The 16,692-nt window shown below is 39.9% G+C and carries 17 protein-coding genes and 2 pseudogenes; all 19 read left to right on the plus strand.

Features of this window, described 5'->3' with window-relative positions; genetic code table 11:
* A pseudogene (locus C1E99_RS09070) lies at positions 1 to 96 on the plus strand (23S rRNA (adenine(2058)-N(6))-methyltransferase Erm(B)); the annotation flags it as partial.
* Between the two features lie 169 nt (positions 97 to 265).
* A pseudogene (locus tag C1E99_RS09080) lies at positions 266 to 487 on the plus strand (topoisomerase DNA-binding C4 zinc finger domain-containing protein); the annotation flags it as partial.
* A gap of 26 nt (positions 488 to 513) precedes the next feature.
* Positions 514 to 1,152: a Vat family streptogramin A O-acetyltransferase gene (locus C1E99_RS09085; protein WP_024411463.1), complete on the plus strand. Its 639-nt coding sequence runs from the start codon at positions 514 to 516 to the stop codon at positions 1,150 to 1,152.
* A 198-nt stretch (positions 1,153 to 1,350) separates the two neighbouring features.
* Entirely contained in the window at positions 1,351 to 1,845 is a 495-nt protein-coding gene (locus tag C1E99_RS09090; protein ID WP_024411462.1) for a nucleotidyltransferase domain-containing protein, read from the plus strand.
* 365 nt (positions 1,846 to 2,210) lie between these two features.
* Positions 2,211 to 3,089: an AraC family transcriptional regulator gene (locus C1E99_RS09095; RefSeq protein ID WP_024411461.1), complete on the plus strand. Its 879-nt coding sequence runs from the start codon at positions 2,211 to 2,213 to the stop codon at positions 3,087 to 3,089.
* A gap of 415 nt (positions 3,090 to 3,504) precedes the next feature.
* A complete protein-coding gene (locus C1E99_RS14980) occupies positions 3,505 to 3,672 on the plus strand; it encodes a hypothetical protein (protein WP_044474380.1) in 168 nt (55 codons plus the stop codon).
* 2 nt (positions 3,673 to 3,674) lie between these two features.
* The gene (locus C1E99_RS09105) at positions 3,675 to 4,493 is read left to right on the plus strand and encodes a replication initiator protein A (protein ID WP_105207346.1); all 819 of its coding nucleotides are present in this window, start codon (positions 3,675 to 3,677) and stop codon (positions 4,491 to 4,493) included.
* 148 nt (positions 4,494 to 4,641) lie between these two features.
* Positions 4,642 to 5,997 carry a DNA (cytosine-5-)-methyltransferase gene (gene dcm / locus C1E99_RS09115; protein WP_105207347.1) on the plus strand — a complete coding sequence of 452 codons (1,356 nt, stop codon included), beginning with the start codon at positions 4,642 to 4,644 and terminating at the stop codon, positions 5,995 to 5,997.
* Positions 5,981 to 6,409, plus strand: a complete 429-nt coding sequence (locus tag C1E99_RS09120) for a hypothetical protein (protein ID WP_105207348.1) — start codon at positions 5,981 to 5,983, stop codon at positions 6,407 to 6,409. The genes dcm and C1E99_RS09120 overlap by 17 nt, the downstream gene beginning before the upstream one ends.
* A 10-nt stretch (positions 6,410 to 6,419) precedes the next feature.
* Positions 6,420 to 6,803 carry a hypothetical protein gene (locus tag C1E99_RS09125; RefSeq protein WP_002935121.1) on the plus strand — a complete coding sequence of 128 codons (384 nt, stop codon included), beginning with the start codon at positions 6,420 to 6,422 and terminating at the stop codon, positions 6,801 to 6,803.
* An 8-nt stretch (positions 6,804 to 6,811) separates the two neighbouring features.
* Entirely contained in the window at positions 6,812 to 7,045 is a 234-nt protein-coding gene (locus C1E99_RS09130; RefSeq protein WP_001005705.1) for a hypothetical protein, read from the plus strand.
* A 2-nt stretch (positions 7,046 to 7,047) separates the two neighbouring features.
* Positions 7,048 to 7,632, plus strand: a complete 585-nt coding sequence (locus tag C1E99_RS09135; protein WP_105207349.1) for a CPBP family intramembrane glutamic endopeptidase — start codon at positions 7,048 to 7,050, stop codon at positions 7,630 to 7,632.
* Positions 7,633 to 7,708: 76 nt separating this feature from the next.
* Positions 7,709 to 8,197 carry a hypothetical protein gene (locus tag C1E99_RS09140; RefSeq protein ID WP_000093698.1) on the plus strand — a complete coding sequence of 163 codons (489 nt, stop codon included), beginning with the start codon at positions 7,709 to 7,711 and terminating at the stop codon, positions 8,195 to 8,197.
* Complete coding sequence (locus C1E99_RS09145; protein ID WP_105207350.1) at positions 8,197 to 10,014, plus strand: VirD4-like conjugal transfer protein, CD1115 family; 1,818 nt, start codon at positions 8,197 to 8,199, stop codon at positions 10,012 to 10,014. Before C1E99_RS09140 ends, C1E99_RS09145 begins: the two co-directional genes overlap by 1 nt.
* Before the next feature lie 17 nt (positions 10,015 to 10,031).
* Complete coding sequence (locus C1E99_RS09150) at positions 10,032 to 10,274, plus strand: hypothetical protein (RefSeq protein WP_001072171.1); 243 nt, start codon at positions 10,032 to 10,034, stop codon at positions 10,272 to 10,274.
* An 18-nt stretch (positions 10,275 to 10,292) separates the two neighbouring features.
* Positions 10,293 to 11,147, plus strand: a complete 855-nt coding sequence (locus C1E99_RS09155) for a conjugal transfer protein TrbL (RefSeq protein WP_014636634.1) — start codon at positions 10,293 to 10,295, stop codon at positions 11,145 to 11,147.
* Between the two features lie 61 nt (positions 11,148 to 11,208).
* Entirely contained in the window at positions 11,209 to 11,562 is a 354-nt protein-coding gene (locus tag C1E99_RS09160) for a PrgI family protein (RefSeq protein ID WP_001097579.1), read from the plus strand.
* Complete coding sequence (locus C1E99_RS09165) at positions 11,519 to 13,870, plus strand: VirB4-like conjugal transfer ATPase, CD1110 family (protein ID WP_193441802.1); 2,352 nt, start codon at positions 11,519 to 11,521, stop codon at positions 13,868 to 13,870. The genes C1E99_RS09160 and C1E99_RS09165 overlap by 44 nt, the downstream gene beginning before the upstream one ends.
* Before the next feature lies 1 nt (position 13,871).
* Positions 13,872 to 16,673 carry a phage tail tip lysozyme gene (locus tag C1E99_RS09170; RefSeq protein WP_105207352.1) on the plus strand — a complete coding sequence of 934 codons (2,802 nt, stop codon included), beginning with the start codon at positions 13,872 to 13,874 and terminating at the stop codon, positions 16,671 to 16,673.
* Positions 16,674 to 16,692 lie beyond the last annotated feature (19 nt).

Below are 16,692 nucleotides of genomic sequence, written 5' to 3' on the forward strand. Positions count from 1 at the left end.
ATGAAACACGCCAAAGTAAACAATTTAAGTACCGTTACTTATGAGCAAGTATTGTCTATTTTTAATAGTTATCTATTATTTAACGGGAGGAAATAATTCTATGAGTCGCTTTTTTAAATTTGGAAAGTTACACGTTACTAAAGGGAATGGAGATAAATTATTAGATATACTACTGACAGCTTCCAAGAAGCTAAAGAGGTCCCTAGCGCCTACGGGGAATTTGTATCGATAAGGGGTACAAATTCCCACTAAGCGCTCGGGACCCCTTGTAGGAAAATGTCCTAAGTGTGGCAACAATATTGTATTAAAAAAATCGTTTTATGGTTGTTCAAATTATCCTGAATGTAAGTTTACTTTAGCTGAACATTTTAGAAAGAAAAAACTAACCAAAACGAATGTAAAAGAATTACTGGAGGGAAAAGAAACCCTGGTAAAAGGAATCAAAACGAAAGATAGAAAGTCCTACAATGCCAAGGTAATGAAGTAATTAAAGATTAAAGGAGCTAATATTTTATGATAGGACCAGATAAGAAAAAACTTTATCCAAATGAAAATATAAAGACGGTTTGTTTTATAAGCAATCTACCTAAAAGACCCAATGTGGAGATTGGGGAATATACCTATTATAGCGATAATAAAAAAACACCGGAGAAATTTTATGATAATATAGAGCACCATTACGAATTTCTAGGGGATAAACTTATAATAGGAAAGTTCTGTGCAATTGCAGAGGGTGTTAAGTTTATTATGAATGGTGCAAATCATAGAATGGATGGAATTACAACCTATCCCTTTAATATCTTTGGCCATGGATGGGAAAAGGTGACTCCTACAATTGAACAACTTCCTTTTAAGGGAGATACAGTGATTGGCAATGATGTATGGATAGGTCAAAATGTTACCATTATGCCGGGTATTAAAATTGGTGATGGTGCGATTATTGCCGCTAATTCAACAGTAGTGAAAAGTGTTGAGCCATATACAATATATGGTGGGAATCCAGCTAAGTTTATCAAAAAACGCTTTAGTGACGAAAAGATTGAATTCTTGCTAAAGCTACAATGGTGGAACTGGAGCGAAGAGGAAATATTTAATAATCTTGAAATGTTAACATCCAAAGCAGGGTTAGAGCAATTCATGAAAAATTCCTAGACTTGGGGCCTTTCTACCACGGCACAAAAGGGAACTTAAATCTAGGGGGTGCTGGAATCTCGATTTAGCTCTAATTATTGCGAGCTAAAGAAGGCAAGCTTCATCTTTAGCTTTGATTGGAACAATAGACATTATATTATTAGGAGAAATAGCTTTGAGATTTATCACTTATAGATTTAATTTGAACGGAGGGATTACATGGTAAGTAAAACTGATGCCATTGAGATAATAACATATGCTGAAGAAAATGATATTAACATTTGGATAGATGGTGGTTGGGGAGTAGATGCTCTATTAGAAGAAGAAACAAGAGTACACAACGATATTGATTTATTTGTGGAAGAAAGTAATGGTAAAAAGTTTATTGAAATATTAAAAGAATATGGCTTTGCTGAAGTTATCGAAGCATATACCACCACATCTCATACGGTTTATAAGGATAGTAAAGGTAGGATAATTGATCTTCATATATTTAAATTCAACGAACAAGGATACATTGTTTTTGAGGGAGAAGCATATCCTCCAGAAGTCTTTAGCGGCATTGGGAAAATAGGCGATAAAACGGTAAGATGTATCGATGCTGAAAATCAAGTGTTATTTCATCTGGGCTATGAGCATGATGAAAATGATATGCATGATGTAAAACTATTGTGCGAGAGATTTAATATTCCTGTACCGAGTGAATACAAGTAACTGACAAATTCCGATTTAATTAGAATTTAGAGGAGGAAAAGATACGGCACGTTCTATTAAAGATTCCCTTTCTGGATTTGGAAGTGAACTGTTGGAACGAATAAGAGAAGATAGCAATGCAAGGCTAGATGAAGCTGACTTTGAAGAAAGAGTCATTGGGATTTATGCCTTAGCGAAGCAAAGGAATTTTTGCAGCAAGAAAGATACACTGAAGAAAAGTAAAGGATTCCTGTTGTAAACATCCCAAAGATAAATTTAGTTTAACGATACTAATTACATGTAAGGGAATCGACAATACTGTGCACAGATTGTCGGATGGATAAATGCATCCTCTGATAATATTGATGATGAAAGGAGGTTGTTTGATGGATTCTTTAAGAAGTATGAATAATGCATTGGAGTATATTGAAGAGCACTTAACAGAGGAAATTGATTATATTGAAGTATCTAAAATCGCATATTGTTCAGAGTATCATTTCAAGCGGATGTTTTCTTTTTTAGCAGGCATAAGTTTATCAGAATATATTCGGAGAAGAAGACTGACGTTGGCTGCACTTGATTTGAAAGATAGGGATTTGAGAATAATTGATGTAGCCGTCAAATATGGCTATAATTCGGCTGATTCATTTTCCCGTGCTTTTCATTCTCTGCATGGCATTCTCCCTTCTGAGGCAAGGAGTGAGAATACACAATTAAAAGCTTATCCTCGAATGACCTTTCAATTATCAATTAAAGGAGGATGCGAAATGAACTATCGTATTGTTGAGAAAGGACCTTTTAAGTTAGTAGGATTTAAGAAGAGAGTTCCAATTATTTTTGAAGGTGTCAATCCAGAGATTGCAAAAATGACTGAACTTTTAACCATGGATGTTATTAATCAATTAAAAGCAATTTCAAATGTAGAACCTACAGGTATTATTAGTGCTTCCACTAATTTTTCAGAAGGTAGAATGGAAGAGAAAGGAGAATTAGATCATTACATCGGGGTAGCAACATCAAGTAATGAAACTGCAGATTTTGATGTATTAAAAATTGATGCTAGTACCTGGGCTGTATTTGAATCGATTGGACCATTTCCGGAAACACTTCAAAATGTGTGGGGTAGGATATACTCAGAGTGGTTTCCATCTTCAGGATACGAGGCGGTTGAAGGTCCTGAAATTTTATGGAATGAGAGTCCAGACACTGGAAATCCAAAGTATCGAAGCGAAATCTGGATTCCAGTAAAGAAAAAAGACTATTGATTACATTAATGTTTATTATTGAGGGCGCTCCTAGTAAGAGTGCCCTTTTCGTAAACGGTACGATTGGTGGATATGTTCCCGTCTACCGATAGTGCCAAAAACGCAGTGGATATGTTTCCGAGAACGGACACACTTATATGACATTCATTCTGTCCTCTCGAGCCATGTGGAGTGCGTAGTGTTGCTACAACGAAGCAACGGGTAAAAATCCTTTATTTTAAGCACTTTTTCAAGCATTTTGTCTTTATTGAAAAGAGTGATTTTGACATAAAAAAGGTTCAAAAAAAGTACATTGATGTGAATGTCTGTTTGGATGTCGACTGCGTAGACAAAAAATAGATACGTCATAAAAAATAATAGTTCAGCGAGAACATTTTACTAAGTGTTCTCGTTTTTTTATTTTCAGGAGGAATTCATGAAAAAGAAGGAACAATCATCACGCCAAATCGTGATGTGCCATCTCGTGGCTATTTTAGGAGTTGATATTGAGAAAGCAACTCATCTGGTTGATGAATTGGAACAAGTAGGTTTAATCCGATTTGATGAATTCGGAAATGTTGGACTTTTAGTCTTGGAGGGATAATCATGAAACGTATTACCGCTAATCAGTATCAAACATCAGAGCGTTATTATAAACTCCCTAAAATTTTGTTTGAGAGTGAACGTTATAAGGATATGAAGCTGGAGGTTAAGGTAGCCTACGCGGTTTTAAAGGATCGGTTGGAGTTATCTTTGAGTAAGGGCTGGATTGATGAGGATGGGGCTATTTATTTGATTTATTCCAATTCAAATCTGATGGCACTTTTAGGCTGTTCAAAGTCAAAACTACTCTCTATCAAGAAAACCTTACGCGAATATGGCTTAATTGATGAAGTCCAACAGTCCTCTAGTGAAAAAGGTCGTATGGCAAATAAAATTTACTTGGGGGAATTAGAACATGAAACTACCCCAGTCTTACATACAGACGGGGCTAGTGTTAAAAAAACACTAGGGGGGTCTCAAAGAAAGACGGGGCCGGTCTTAAATTCAGCCCCTAGTGAGACTGAAGGAAGTGAGACTAAATATAGTGAAACTAAAGGGAGTGGTTTCCTTATTGAGGACGAGGAGGAGAGGCAGCAAGTAGATGAGAAACAAGAAGAGAACTTTACTTCAAAAGTCGATGGCGTGACCAAGTACGATCGAGATTATATTTGGGGTTTGGTTCATGACCAGTTAAGACAGTCGGGGCTATCTCAGTCAGCTAGTGACTATGCCATGATTTATTTTAGTGACCGTTATCAGTATGCTTTGGAACATATGCGATTTGCTCGGTCAGCGGAAGTAATAGCTGAATACGTATTTAATGGTGTGCTGTCAGAGTGGACCAAGCAACTGAGACGACAAGAAGTAAAGGGAGGTGATTAAGTTGATTTGGTGGATACTAGGCGGAATCTATCTGATTTCTATCATCATTTTGATTGTTGAAATCATCCGTGCACCAGATATGGATGATCATATATAGGCAAGAGTTTTACATGTGTAAGGCTCTTTTTTAGTTGGAAAGAGAGGAAAAATGAAATTTTTAGATTTATTTGCTGGGATAGGTGGTTTTAGGCTAGGGATGGAATCACAGGGTCATAAATGCCTGGGCTTTTGTGAAATTGATAAATTCGCCAGAACATCTTATAAAGCTATGTTTAACACAGAAGGGGAAATAGAATACCATGACATTAAAGAGGTCACAGACCATGACTTTAGACAATTTAGAGGGCAAGTGGACATCATCTGCGGGGGATTTCCTTGCCAAGCATTTTCACTCGCAGGCAGACGATTGGGATTTGAAGATACTCGAGGGACTCTCTTTTTTGAGATTGCTCGAGCGGCCAAACAAATCCAACCACGTTTTCTATTTTTGGAAAACGTCAAAGGCCTACTCAATCACGACGAGGGACGGACGTTCGCCACAATCCTCTCCACGTTGGATGAATTGGGGTATGATGTCGAATGGCAGGTGCTTAACAGTAAGGACTTCCAAGTCCCGCAAAACAGAGAGCGGGTCTTTATTATCGGACATTCTAGAAGATACCGTTCCAGATTCATATTTCCTCTCAGAAGAGAAAACAGCCCAGCTCATCTTGAAAGGCTAGGAAATATCAATCCCTCTAAACGTGGTTTGAATGGTGAAGTCTATCTGACGAATGGACTTGCTCCTACACTAACAAGAGGTAAAGGAGAGGGGGCAAAAATCGCCATTCCAGTTTTAACACCAGATAGACTAGAAAAACGGCAACATGGTCGTCGATTTAAGGACAATCAAGACCCTATGTTTACTTTGACCAGTCAAGACAAACACGGAGTTGTTGTCGCAGGAAATCTGCCGACTAGCTTTGACCAGACTGGAAGAGTATTCGACACTTCTGGTTTGTCACCAACCTTGACCACCATGCAGGGTGGAGATAAGGTGCCAAAGATTTTGCTGAGGGAGGAGCTGCCATTTCTGAAAATCAAGGAAGCCACAAAAAAAGGGTACGCAAAGGCAACTCTTGGAGACTCTGTCAATCTGGCTTATCCAGCCTCAACCAAACGTAGGGGACGAGTGGGAAAGGGAATATCCAATACCTTGACAACTTCAGACAATATGGGAGTGGTGGTTGCTGCTCTGGAATATCGACAGGATAAGTGGTATGAAGTCACAGGCATTGTCTTAGAGGGGAAACTTTATCGCCTGAGAATCAGACGACTGACACCAAGAGAGTGTTTCAGACTTCAAGGCTTTCCTGACTGGGCTTATGAAAGAGCAGAGAGTGTTTCTAGTAAGAGCCAACTATACAAACAGGCCGGCAATAGCGTGACTGTCACAGTTATTGAAGCCATTGCCAGAGAATTTAGAAGAACGGAAGAGGAAGAAAAACATGAACCTACTACATAAGAAAAGTATCCTAGATTGTACTGAATTAGAAGAACGTATTCACCAAGTTGAAACCAATCAGTTATTACAAAAGATACTGTCGCTCCCCAATTTTGATTGTGACTTTGAGGTGACTTTTGAAGATGATTACCACAAAGAGATGAATGATCCTCTTTTCTACGAATCCAATCTTCATCAGATTTCGGATTTTATGGATACTAGGGATATTAAAAATGGTGTAGATACTCTCTTGACGAAAGACAATCATCTGGCCTTTCGTGCCTTTGGTGAAAATTATTCTGCTAGAGGAAAGGATGGCATTTTAACGACTTTAGTGACGGTCAAGTGCTTTGATGAAGGACGGATGCCCATTGATATGAGTCGCTATTTCTCAACTCCTGAACCAACAGTTGAAAATAGCCTAACCCTATAAGGAGGTGCCTATGCTTGAGGTATATCTAGGAAATAATGCCAATACAAATCAAGATTTACTAACCATTTTGACGACCTATGGTGTGACTTATCGTTGTATAAAAGCGTGTGATGTAAACCGTGAAATCTTACTGTCACTCTTTGCCAAAACAATGGATTGTTTTGAGTTATTGTCGCCACGATTTCTTCGCTTTAAGCGTCAATATTCGATAAGTTTGAATGAAATGATTCAGCTTATTCTCCAAAAGCCAGACCAGAATCTTCGTCTGCCTCTCATTGTTTGTCAGAATCACGTCTATCCAGCTATTGGGCTAGACGAAGTGCGAACCTTTCTTCCCAGACAGGTAAAAGAAGAGCTGTTTCAGGCCAGTCTGATGAAACAGGTGACAGGGTAGGTGCGAAGATGAATGAACGATTTTGGGATAATTTAGAAATTATTCTGGCAGAAAAAGACCTCACTTGGGCAGAACTAGCTCGCAAAGTATTCAAAGGTCAATATGTTTATCCAAGTGAGTTTAATCGCCTCTATCAAAAATTACGGCATTACAAATCCAATCGTCTGATGCCACAAACTAGATGGGTTGAGCGAATCGTTCTAGTCTTAGATATTGATTATGAAGATTTATTCAAGAGGTGACAATGATAAGGATAGTGTTGTTTTATCTAGCCATACAGCTTAACGGTTTTCTATTAAGTTTATACCTACAAGAGTATATGACGATTGAGGGTATAGTCTTGCTACAATTGGTCCTATTAAGTGTGACTTGCTTAGAGATTGCCCGTCATAAAACTCTTCAAGCAAAAAATATAACCTTAAGAAATCGTCTAAGATGGCTGCTTCTTGGTTTTGTGTCTATGGTTGCTTTTGCAGTCTTCATCAGTTTCCTATTTCCAGTTCAGACTAAGAATCAAGCGGTATTGGTACAAGTAGGAAAACAGGTTCCTCCTATTATCTTTTTATTGTTTCTGGTCAATGCAAGTCTCCTTGAAGAGATTGTTTATAGGCAACTGCTGTGGGAAAAATTGACATTCCCTTTTGTACAAATAGGAGTGACTAGTTTTCTCTTTGTTCTAGCTCATAGCCCCATTCAGTTAGGGAGTTGGCTCATGTATAGCTGTCTTGGCTTGACTTTGGCTGCTGTTCGATTGAAAACTGATTGTATGACGGCAATCGCCTTACATTTACTTTGGAATAGTTTGGCTTATGTCGTAACTTTCTTGTGATACCAAAATCAAGAGTGCTTCCGTATTATGGAAGCACCTTATGTTTGATAGGGAATCGAAAAAAGAGGAGGTCACCATGTCATCTGAACAACAAGAACGTCAAGCGATGCAATACGTGGAAAGAAGTAGTTTATTGACAGTTAGAACCCTCTTAAAGCTCTTAGAGTGGTCGGCTAGGCAAGCCTTGGCTCAAGATTCAGCTTATAAGATTGGGGTTCAAAAACTGGAAGAACTCCTTCAAAGCCCTTACGTCATTGAAGCGATTGATGTTAGTAAAGACATTCTAGATAAGCCAATCGATGTGGAGAAATTTAAGGAGTTGATGGAGTCAGAAAAACTGCCAATCGCAATTAGTTGGCAAAAAGACTATCTCTACTTTTATGCCAAGGATAAGACCTTGCTCGATCATCACTTGGATGAATTGTTGAAGAAACTGATGTCTAATCCAGAGAAGCTAGAAGGTTTAACCTTTGATAAAACCTTGGACCAAGAGATAGAACTGGCCAAAGAGAAAATTAGAGTGACAGAACCTTCGGCAGTCAAAACCAAGGAGGTGACCTTGTAATGTATTCAAGACGAAAAGCTTTAGTCTTTGGACTCTTGGGTCTCGCCTTTGGTTATTTCTGCCATCGTCTAACCCTGCTCTATGATAGTTTAACCAATGCCCCACCTATGGAACGTTTTGCCTACCTCTTAGGAGAGGGGCTAAATCAAGTCTTCAATCCTTTATGGCTATTTTCCTTTACTCAAAAATCTCTTCTTGCCTTTATCCTTGGGGTTCTAACGATGACATTAGTCTATCTTTATGTATCGACAGGACAAAAGGTGTATCGAGAAGGGGAAGAATACGGTTCTGCACGATTTGGAACCAGTAAGGAAAAGTGGAACTTTTACAGTAAGAATCCTTTAAATGACACGATTTTGGCTCGTGATGTTCGTCTAACCTTGTTGGAAAAGAAGAAACCCCAGTTTGACCGAAATAAAAATTTGATTGTCATTGGGGGTTCTGGGGCAGGTAAGACCTTTCGCTTTGTGAAACCCAACCTTATCCAACTTAATTGTTCCAATATTGTCGTAGATCCTAAAGACCATTTGGCTGAGAAGACAGGTAAACTCTTTTTAGAAAACGGTTATCAGGTCAAGGTTTTAGACTTGGTTAATATGACCAATTCGGACGGTTTTAATCCCTTTCGTTATGTAGAAACAGAGAATGATTTGAACCGCATGTTAACGGTCTATTTTAACAATACCCGTGGATCTGGTTCTCGCAGTGATCCATTTTGGGACGAGGCTTCCATGACATTGGTGAGAGCTATTGCCTCTTATTTGGTAGATTTTTACAATCCACCAGGAAGTTCCAAGCAAGAGCAGGAAGCAAGACGTAAGCGTGGCCGTTATCCAGCCTTTTCTGAGATTGGGAAACTCATCAAACTCTTATCAAAGGGAGACAATCAGGACAAAAGTGTTCTTGAAGTCCTGTTTGAAGATTATGCTAAAAAATACGGTCACGAGAACTTTACCATGAGAAACTGGGCAGATTTTCAAAACTATAAGGATAAGACCTTGGATTCGGTGATTGCGGTCACAACAGCTAAATTTGCCCTCTTTAATATCCAATCGGTGATTGATTTGACGCAAAGAGACACTATGGATTTGAAAACGTGGGGCACTCAAAAGACCATGGTCTATCTTGTTATTCCAGACAATGATACGACCTTTCGTTTCCTATCTGCTTTATTTTTCTCTACGGTTTTCTCCACCTTGACCAGACAGGCTGATGTTGACTTTAAAGGGCAACTGCCTATTCATGTTAGAAGCTATCTGGATGAGTTTGCGAATGTCGGAGAAATCCCAGACTTTGCTGAACAAACCTCAACAGTTCGCTCTAGGAACATGAGTCTAGTTCCAATCTTACAAAATATCGCCCAACTCCAAGGACTTTATAAGGAAAAAGAGGCTTGGAAAACTATTCTGGGAAACTGTGATAGCCTCCTCTATTTGGGTGGAAATGACGAGGAAACTTTCAAATTTATGAGTGGTCTATTAGGCAAACAAACCATTGATGTCAGAAGTACCAGTCGTTCTTTTGGGCAGACTGGCTCAAGTTCTACCTCTCACCAGAAAATTGCCAGTGACTTGATGACGGCTGATGAAGTCGGGAATATGAAACGAGATGAGTGCCTTGTACGCATTGCAGGGGTTCCTGTTTTTCGAACCAAGAAATATTTTCCACCCAAACATAAGAATTGGAAATGGCTTGCGGATAAGGAAACCGATGAACGCTGGTGGCACTATCGCATCAATCCCCTAACCGCTGAGGAAGAGCTAGAATTGTCAGGCCATAAAATAAGGGATTTAAGCACAGAAACGACACTACATTAATAGAAATGAGGAATTATATGAATCAAAAACTATCAGGCTTTGTTTACGGAGTGGACGCTAGCTCCATGTTCTCCCAAGCCATGTCTCTATTACAAAAAGGCTTAATTGCAGTAGGAGCCTTTCTTGTTGTCATGGGCATTATCAACCTTTCAACCAACATTAAAGATGGTGGGCCAGGTGTCCGAAATGCTATTCTAGAAATTGTTGGTGGGGTCATGGTGGGAGCCGCTGGTGCTTTTGTGACTCAGATTACCATTTAGGGGAGGACAGCACATGACATGATAATGAATTTTACGTCACCTTTTGTATTTCTAGCCTCTGAAAAAGTATCTAGCGACAGCCTTTTTGAAGGGTTTCAAGTGGATTTAGAATCAACCGCCAACTTGGTTAAGTCACTAGCGGACTTTAATCCGACGGTGTGGTCTTACATGACAGCCATTACCAAGGGGATTATGCAACCCTTGGGAGTAGCTATTCTTGCGGTTGTTCTCGTACTCGAATTTTCAAAAATGGCCAAGAAAATTGCAAACTCAGGTGGTGCAATGACCTTTGAAGCCATGGCACCTATGATTGTCAGCTACATCATGGTCGCGGTCGTGATTACCAATACGACGGTTATTGTGGAAGCCATTATTGCCATTGCCTCTTATGTTATTGAACAAGTGGCAAGTCTTGTCACGAATGGTGGTGCTAATTATGATACCATCTCAGGCATTAAGGGATCTGGGATTGTAGGAAAAATGATTATTGGCTTTTTTGCGATTCTCATTTGGTTGGTACGAATGGCCAGCATCATGGTTGTCAATATCTTGATTACCATTCGCTTTATCCAACTCTATCTGATGATTCCTTTTGCCCCTGTTACCATTCCGACCTTCCTTAGTGATGACTGGAGAAGTGTTGGGATTGGTTACCTTAAAAACATCATGGTCTATGCCGTTCAAGGTATTTTGATTTTTCTAATTGTATCTCTTGTCCCCTTGTTTGAATCGGCTGGAAAGATTGCCGTATCAAATGGAGCTGGAGTGATGGAATCACTCGCCATTATGTTTGGTGGCTTGGTACAGGCTATATTGTTAATCATTGCCTTAGTTGGCAGTCAACGAACCGCCCGAAGTATTTTGGGGATGTAGGAGGAAGGGAGTCATTATCTCGCTTCCTCTTTTTATAGCTTACTTAGATTGGAGAACATTTATGAACACTCGTGTCTTTAAGGATATCTCAAAGGTTCAACACAGGGCATGGCTAGGATTTACAACTAGACAGGTTATTTTTGTATTTCCAGCTGTCGCCCTAACCATTTTGGTACTGGGCTTGAACCTATTTTATTGGCAATTTGGGGATTGGTTTGTCTATGGTTTTGTTTTTAGCTTTACCATTCCACTCATGTTATTTGGGGTCTATCGCCCTAATGATTTACCATTTGAAACCTACCTCAAGTACCGTTTTCATTATGAACTAACAGTACCAGATCGTACATTTACTGGAAGAAAAGGAGACCAACGTGAAAAAATTAAAACACTTAATGAAACCAAAGACCTCTTCTAATGACAAAAAGCAAAAGACGAAAACGCAGAAGCAGGAGATCAGACCTTCTACCGTAAATACGTTAGCCTATCAAGGGCTTTTTCAGAATGGCCTTATGCAGGTCAGCCCAAGCTATTTCTCACAAACATATCTCTTAGGAGATGTCAATTACCAAACAGTTGGCTTAGATGATAAGGGAGCTATTGTTGAGAAATATTCCGATTTAATCAATTCACTGGATGATAAGACCAATTTCCAACTGACCATTTTCAATCAAAAGGTCAATCTGGAAAAATTCCGTAAGAGTATTCTCTATCCCTTACAGGAAGATGGGTTTGATGCTTATCGTGATGAATTGAATCGCATGATGGATGCCAACTTAGAGGCGGGTGAGAACAACTTTTCAGCTATCAAGTTTCTTTTATTTGGCAAGAGCGACCAAACACCAAAACTAGCTTTTCGTTCTCTGTCACAGATTGGGGAATATTTCAAGAGTGGCTTTTCAGAGATTGATGTATCTCTTGGTTTACTTGGTGGAGAGGAGCGAGTGAATGTCCTTGCGGATATGTTACGAGGTGAAAATCATTTACCGTTCTCTTACAAGGATTTAACCCTGTCAGGTCAATCCACCAAACACTTTATTGCCCCAACTTACCTATCCTTTAAACATAAGAATCATATTGAATTGGACGATAGATTATTACAGATTGTCTATGTTCGTGACTATGGTATGGAGCTAGGGGATAAATTTATTCGTGACCTCATGCAGTCAGATTTGGAAGTGATGATGAGCCTACATGCCAAAGGCTCTACCAAGTCTGAAACCATGACCAAGCTACGAACCAAGAAGACCTTGATGGAATCACAAAAAATTGGGGAACAACAAAAGATGGCTCGGACTGGCATCTATTTGGAGAAGGTCGGCCATGTTCTTGAAAACAACATCGATGAAGCAGAAGCTCTTCTTCAAATCATGACCCAAACAGGAGATAAACTGTTTGACACCGTATTTCTAATTGGCGTGCTGGCGTATACTGAAGACCAACTCAAACAATCTCTTGATATTATCAAGCAAGTGGCAGGGTCTAATGATATGATTATCGATAACTTGATCTATATGCAAGAAGCTGCTTTTAATAGTCTCTTGCCATTTGGGAAGAACTATCTTGAAGGTGTTTCTCGGTCTCTATTGACTTCAAACATTGCCGTGAATGCCCCTTGGACTTCCGTAGATATTCAGGACAAGGGTGGGAAATTTTATGGCATCAATCAAATCTCAAGCAATATCATCAGTATTGACCGTGGTAAGTTAAATACTCCGTCAGGTTTGATTTTAGGGACTTCTGGAGCTGGAAAAGGGATGGCGACAAAACATGAAATCATCTCAACTAAGCTCAAGGAAGCAGATAGTGATACTGAAATTATTATTGTTGACCCAGAAAATGAGTACAGTATTATCGGTCAAGCCTTTGGTGGAGAGAGTATTGATATTGCTCCAGATTCCACTACCTTCTTAAATGTCTTAGATCTATCAGATGAGAATATGGATGAGGATCCGGTTAAGGTTAAGTCCGAATTTCTCTTGTCTTGGATTGGAAAGCTCTTGGACCGCAAAATGGATGGTCGTGAGAAGTCCTTGATTGACCGTGTGACACGACTCACCTATAAGCATTTTGACACACCATCCTTGGTCGAATGGGTCTTTGTCTTATCTCAACAACCTGAACAGGAAGCTAAGGACTTGGCACTCGATATGGAACTCTATGTGGAAGGGTCGCTGGACATATTTTCACATCGGACCAATATTAAAACAGACAGTCATTTCCTGATTTACAATGTCAAAAAGTTAGGCGATGAATTAAAACAGATTGCCCTCATGGTTATCTTTGACCAGATTTGGAATCGTGTGGTGAAAAATCAAAAACTAGGGAAGAAGACCTGGATTTACTTTGATGAAATGCAGCTACTCTTATTGGACAAATATGCCTCTGATTTCTTCTTTAAACTTTGGAGTCGTGTCCGTAAGTATGGGGCGATACCGACAGGCATTACTCAGAATGTAGAAACTCTTCTTTTGGATGCCAATGGTAGACGCATTATTGCCAATAGCGAGTTTATGATTCTTTTAAAACAGGCCAAGAGCGATCGCGAAGAATTGGTACATATGCTTGGACTTTCTAAAGAGCTGGAGAAATACTTGGTCAATCCTGAAAAAGGGGCAGGCTTAATTAAGGCCGGTTCCACCGTTGTTCCATTCAAAAATAAGATTCCACAACACACCAAGCTCTTTGACATCATGAGTACGGACCCTGAAAAAATGAGGACATGAGATGAAACAGGATAAAAAGGTAGTCAAACAGGCCAGGCAAAACTTTCGAAGCAACTTAAAATCAGCTCGTATGCATTATCGTAAAGAAGTTAGGACCTCAAAACAGACTGTTCCTAAAAAAGGAAGATTTCGAAAATCAGCCAAAAATTCTCTGTTTCAGGAAAAGAAAACAGAGTTAAAAGGAAATCTACTCAGTAGCCAAAAGGAAGCAGAAGAGAAGTTCATAAAGGAAATTACCTATGTTTCTCCTAGACTGTTGAAGGTAAAGGAAATCAAGAACTATCGACTTCCGCAAGCTCAAGAACGTTTGCGGACAGCAAGAAAACATCTGTCAGAAGTGAAACTAAGTGAGAAACAACAGGTAGTTAATCGCAAGTTTACTTTCCAAAAAGAAAATCCTTCCCTGGAGTCTCGCTTTCAGTTTCACCAAGAAAAATCATTTGATCGACTAATTGCAGAAAAAGACGTAAGTTCTGCCAAGCGTGAGGTTAAACAACTCAAGAAAGTCCAAAAGACTAAGAAAAACTCTACCAAATTCAAAGTTGGATTAGGCTTAGCTGCATCCGAATCGCTTGACCTGGTAGCACAGGAGGATGATTTAGATGGTCTAAGAACCATGAAGGATACTAGTTTGAAAGCCAGACGCTATGGAATGTTTACCTTTCAAGCAGGTAAGGTGGCAGTAAAAAGTGGACAGACTGGTGTGCGGTTTACCAAAACAAAATTTTCTCATGGAAAGGAACGATTCCAAAACTTCAAAAAGGGAAAAAGATTCACACGCCAGAAACCTCTTAAACCAAGAAGACGCTACCAAACCTTTTTAAAGCATGTCAGAAAACAAAGTGTCGCAGGTTTCAAAGGAATCGTCCAAGCCATTAAGGGAAGTATGACTTTCTTTTCTGTCATTGCGGGAAATCCTTTGACTTGGATTGTCTCAGGCATTCTCTTGATACTCCTTTTGATGATGAGCTTTTTCATGAGTGTTTCAGGTAGTAGTGTCATTCAACAAGATGAGATGGAGTTGTCCAAGGCCTATACCTACATGACGTGGGAAGATGCGGAGCATACGAGAACCAATGAAAAAGGGATTGCCTACTACACCAAAATTGATGAGGTCATGGTTTACATGAATCATCAATACCAAGACTACAAGCTTGACGATTTCATGGAAACAGGTGGTGCGACTTATAAAGCATTTCTCAGTCAAGTCTGGACGGACTTAAACGGTGGTGACTCTATTAAATCCATGTCTGACTTGTATAAAGAACCTGCTTACAAGCTGTCTGATGAGGACCAAGAAGAGCTAAAGGAATTGACCGAAGAAGGCAATTATTTTGCCCTTCAAGAATTGGACAATCCCTTTCAGGGACAGACTGACGAGGATAGCTTAAGCATGACCTACCGATATGGGTATGAGGTCATTGATGAGAAACCAACGCTGCATCACCATATCATCTTAGAAGCGAAAGAAGGTCAAGTCATTGTAGCTCCGATGGATGGCAAGGTATCTCTTGATGGAGAGAACGTTGTTTTGACATCTGGTAAGGGAGTGAATAAGACTAAACTAACCTTGTTTGGCATTCATTCAGGCCGAGTGAGTGAACATCAACATGTCTTGGCAGGAGATATTATTGGTCAGACCAAAGACGGAACGGGTCTAAAAGTCACCTATCAAAAGGTTGATGATGATACGGATAAGTTGGTCTATGTCAATCCAGCTTTCTACTTTCCAAAAGTAATCCAGGTTCAGACCACCATTCTTCCAACTATCGGTCAGTTTGGCGGCGATGAGTTCGAGAGAGCCAAGGCAATTTATGACTATCTTAAAAGCAAAGGTGCGACAAATCAAGCTATAGCAGCTATTTTAGGAAATTGGTCGGTAGAATCTTCCATTAATCCAAAACGAGCTGAAGGCGACTATTTATCTCCGCCAGTTGGTGCGACTGATAGTTCGTGGGATGATGAGGGCTGGCTCTCACTTAATGGTCCAACTATATACAATGGACGTTACCCAAATATTCTCAAACGTGGTTTAGGCTTAGGCCAATGGACAGATACCGCGGATGGGTCACGCAGACATACTTTATTGTTGGAATATGCCAAAGGAAAACATCAAAAGTGGTATGACTTAGAGTTACAACTGGATTTCATGTTGCATGGGGACAGTCCTTATTACACCAACTGGTTAAAAGATTTCTTCAAAAATTCAGGAAGTCCAGCTAGTCTTGCCCAACTCTTCCTCATTTACTGGGAAGGAAATTCAGGGGATAAGCTACTTGAGCGTCAGACACGGGCAAGTGAGTGGTATTACCAAATTGAAAAAGGCTTTAGTCAACCCAACGGTGGGACAGCACAAAGTGATCCAAAAGCACTTGAAGCTGTACGAGGAGACCTTTTTGAAAACTCTATTCCAGGAGGTGGTGACGGGATGGGTTACGCTTTCGGCCAATGTACTTGGGGAGTCGCAGCCCGTATCAACCAACTGGGGCTAAAACTCAAAGGTAAAAACGGTGAGAAGATTCCAATTATCAGTACCATGGGCAATGGCCAAGATTGGGTACGAACAGCCGCAAGTCTCGGTGGGGAGATAGGGACAAGTCCACAAGAAGGAGCTATCCTTTCCTTTGCGGGAGGAGGACATGGTACACCAACAGAATACGGACATGTGGCTTTCGTCGAAAAAGTCTACCCAGATGGCTCCTTCCTTATCTCCGAAACCAACTACAATGGCAATCCCAACTACACCTTCCGTAAATTATCTGGAGTGGATAGTAGCTTGAGTTTTGCTTATACGACGAAATAAAAAAAGGATATGCTAACAA

It is taken from the genome of Streptococcus suis, from assembly GCF_002964045.1.
Taxonomy (GTDB): domain Bacteria; phylum Bacillota; class Bacilli; order Lactobacillales; family Streptococcaceae; genus Streptococcus; species Streptococcus suis_U.

What these genes read in the sequence shown, in the direction of transcription:
- C1E99_RS09085 (WP_024411463.1), top strand. Translation starts at nt 514, where the DNA reads ATGATAGGACCAGATAAGAAAAAACTTTATCCAAATGAAAATATAAAG.
- C1E99_RS09090 (WP_024411462.1), top strand. Translation starts at nt 1,351, where the DNA reads ATGGTAAGTAAAACTGATGCCATTGAGATAATAACATATGCTGAAGAA.
- C1E99_RS09095 (WP_024411461.1), top strand. Translation starts at nt 2,211, where the DNA reads ATGGATTCTTTAAGAAGTATGAATAATGCATTGGAGTATATTGAAGAG.
- C1E99_RS14980 (WP_044474380.1), top strand. Translation starts at nt 3,505, where the DNA reads ATGAAAAAGAAGGAACAATCATCACGCCAAATCGTGATGTGCCATCTC.
- C1E99_RS09105 (WP_105207346.1), top strand. Translation starts at nt 3,675, where the DNA reads ATGAAACGTATTACCGCTAATCAGTATCAAACATCAGAGCGTTATTAT.
- dcm (WP_105207347.1), top strand. Translation starts at nt 4,642, where the DNA reads ATGAAATTTTTAGATTTATTTGCTGGGATAGGTGGTTTTAGGCTAGGG.
- C1E99_RS09120 (WP_105207348.1), top strand. Translation starts at nt 5,981, where the DNA reads ATGAACCTACTACATAAGAAAAGTATCCTAGATTGTACTGAATTAGAA.
- C1E99_RS09125 (WP_002935121.1), top strand. Translation starts at nt 6,420, where the DNA reads ATGCTTGAGGTATATCTAGGAAATAATGCCAATACAAATCAAGATTTA.
- C1E99_RS09130 (WP_001005705.1), top strand. Translation starts at nt 6,812, where the DNA reads ATGAATGAACGATTTTGGGATAATTTAGAAATTATTCTGGCAGAAAAA.
- C1E99_RS09135 (WP_105207349.1), top strand. Translation starts at nt 7,048, where the DNA reads ATGATAAGGATAGTGTTGTTTTATCTAGCCATACAGCTTAACGGTTTT.
- C1E99_RS09140 (WP_000093698.1), top strand. Translation starts at nt 7,709, where the DNA reads ATGTCATCTGAACAACAAGAACGTCAAGCGATGCAATACGTGGAAAGA.
- C1E99_RS09145 (WP_105207350.1), top strand. Translation starts at nt 8,197, where the DNA reads ATGTATTCAAGACGAAAAGCTTTAGTCTTTGGACTCTTGGGTCTCGCC.
- C1E99_RS09150 (WP_001072171.1), top strand. Translation starts at nt 10,032, where the DNA reads ATGAATCAAAAACTATCAGGCTTTGTTTACGGAGTGGACGCTAGCTCC.
- C1E99_RS09155 (WP_014636634.1), top strand. Translation starts at nt 10,293, where the DNA reads ATGATAATGAATTTTACGTCACCTTTTGTATTTCTAGCCTCTGAAAAA.
- C1E99_RS09160 (WP_001097579.1), top strand. Translation starts at nt 11,209, where the DNA reads ATGAACACTCGTGTCTTTAAGGATATCTCAAAGGTTCAACACAGGGCA.
- C1E99_RS09170 (WP_105207352.1), top strand. Translation starts at nt 13,872, where the DNA reads ATGAAACAGGATAAAAAGGTAGTCAAACAGGCCAGGCAAAACTTTCGA.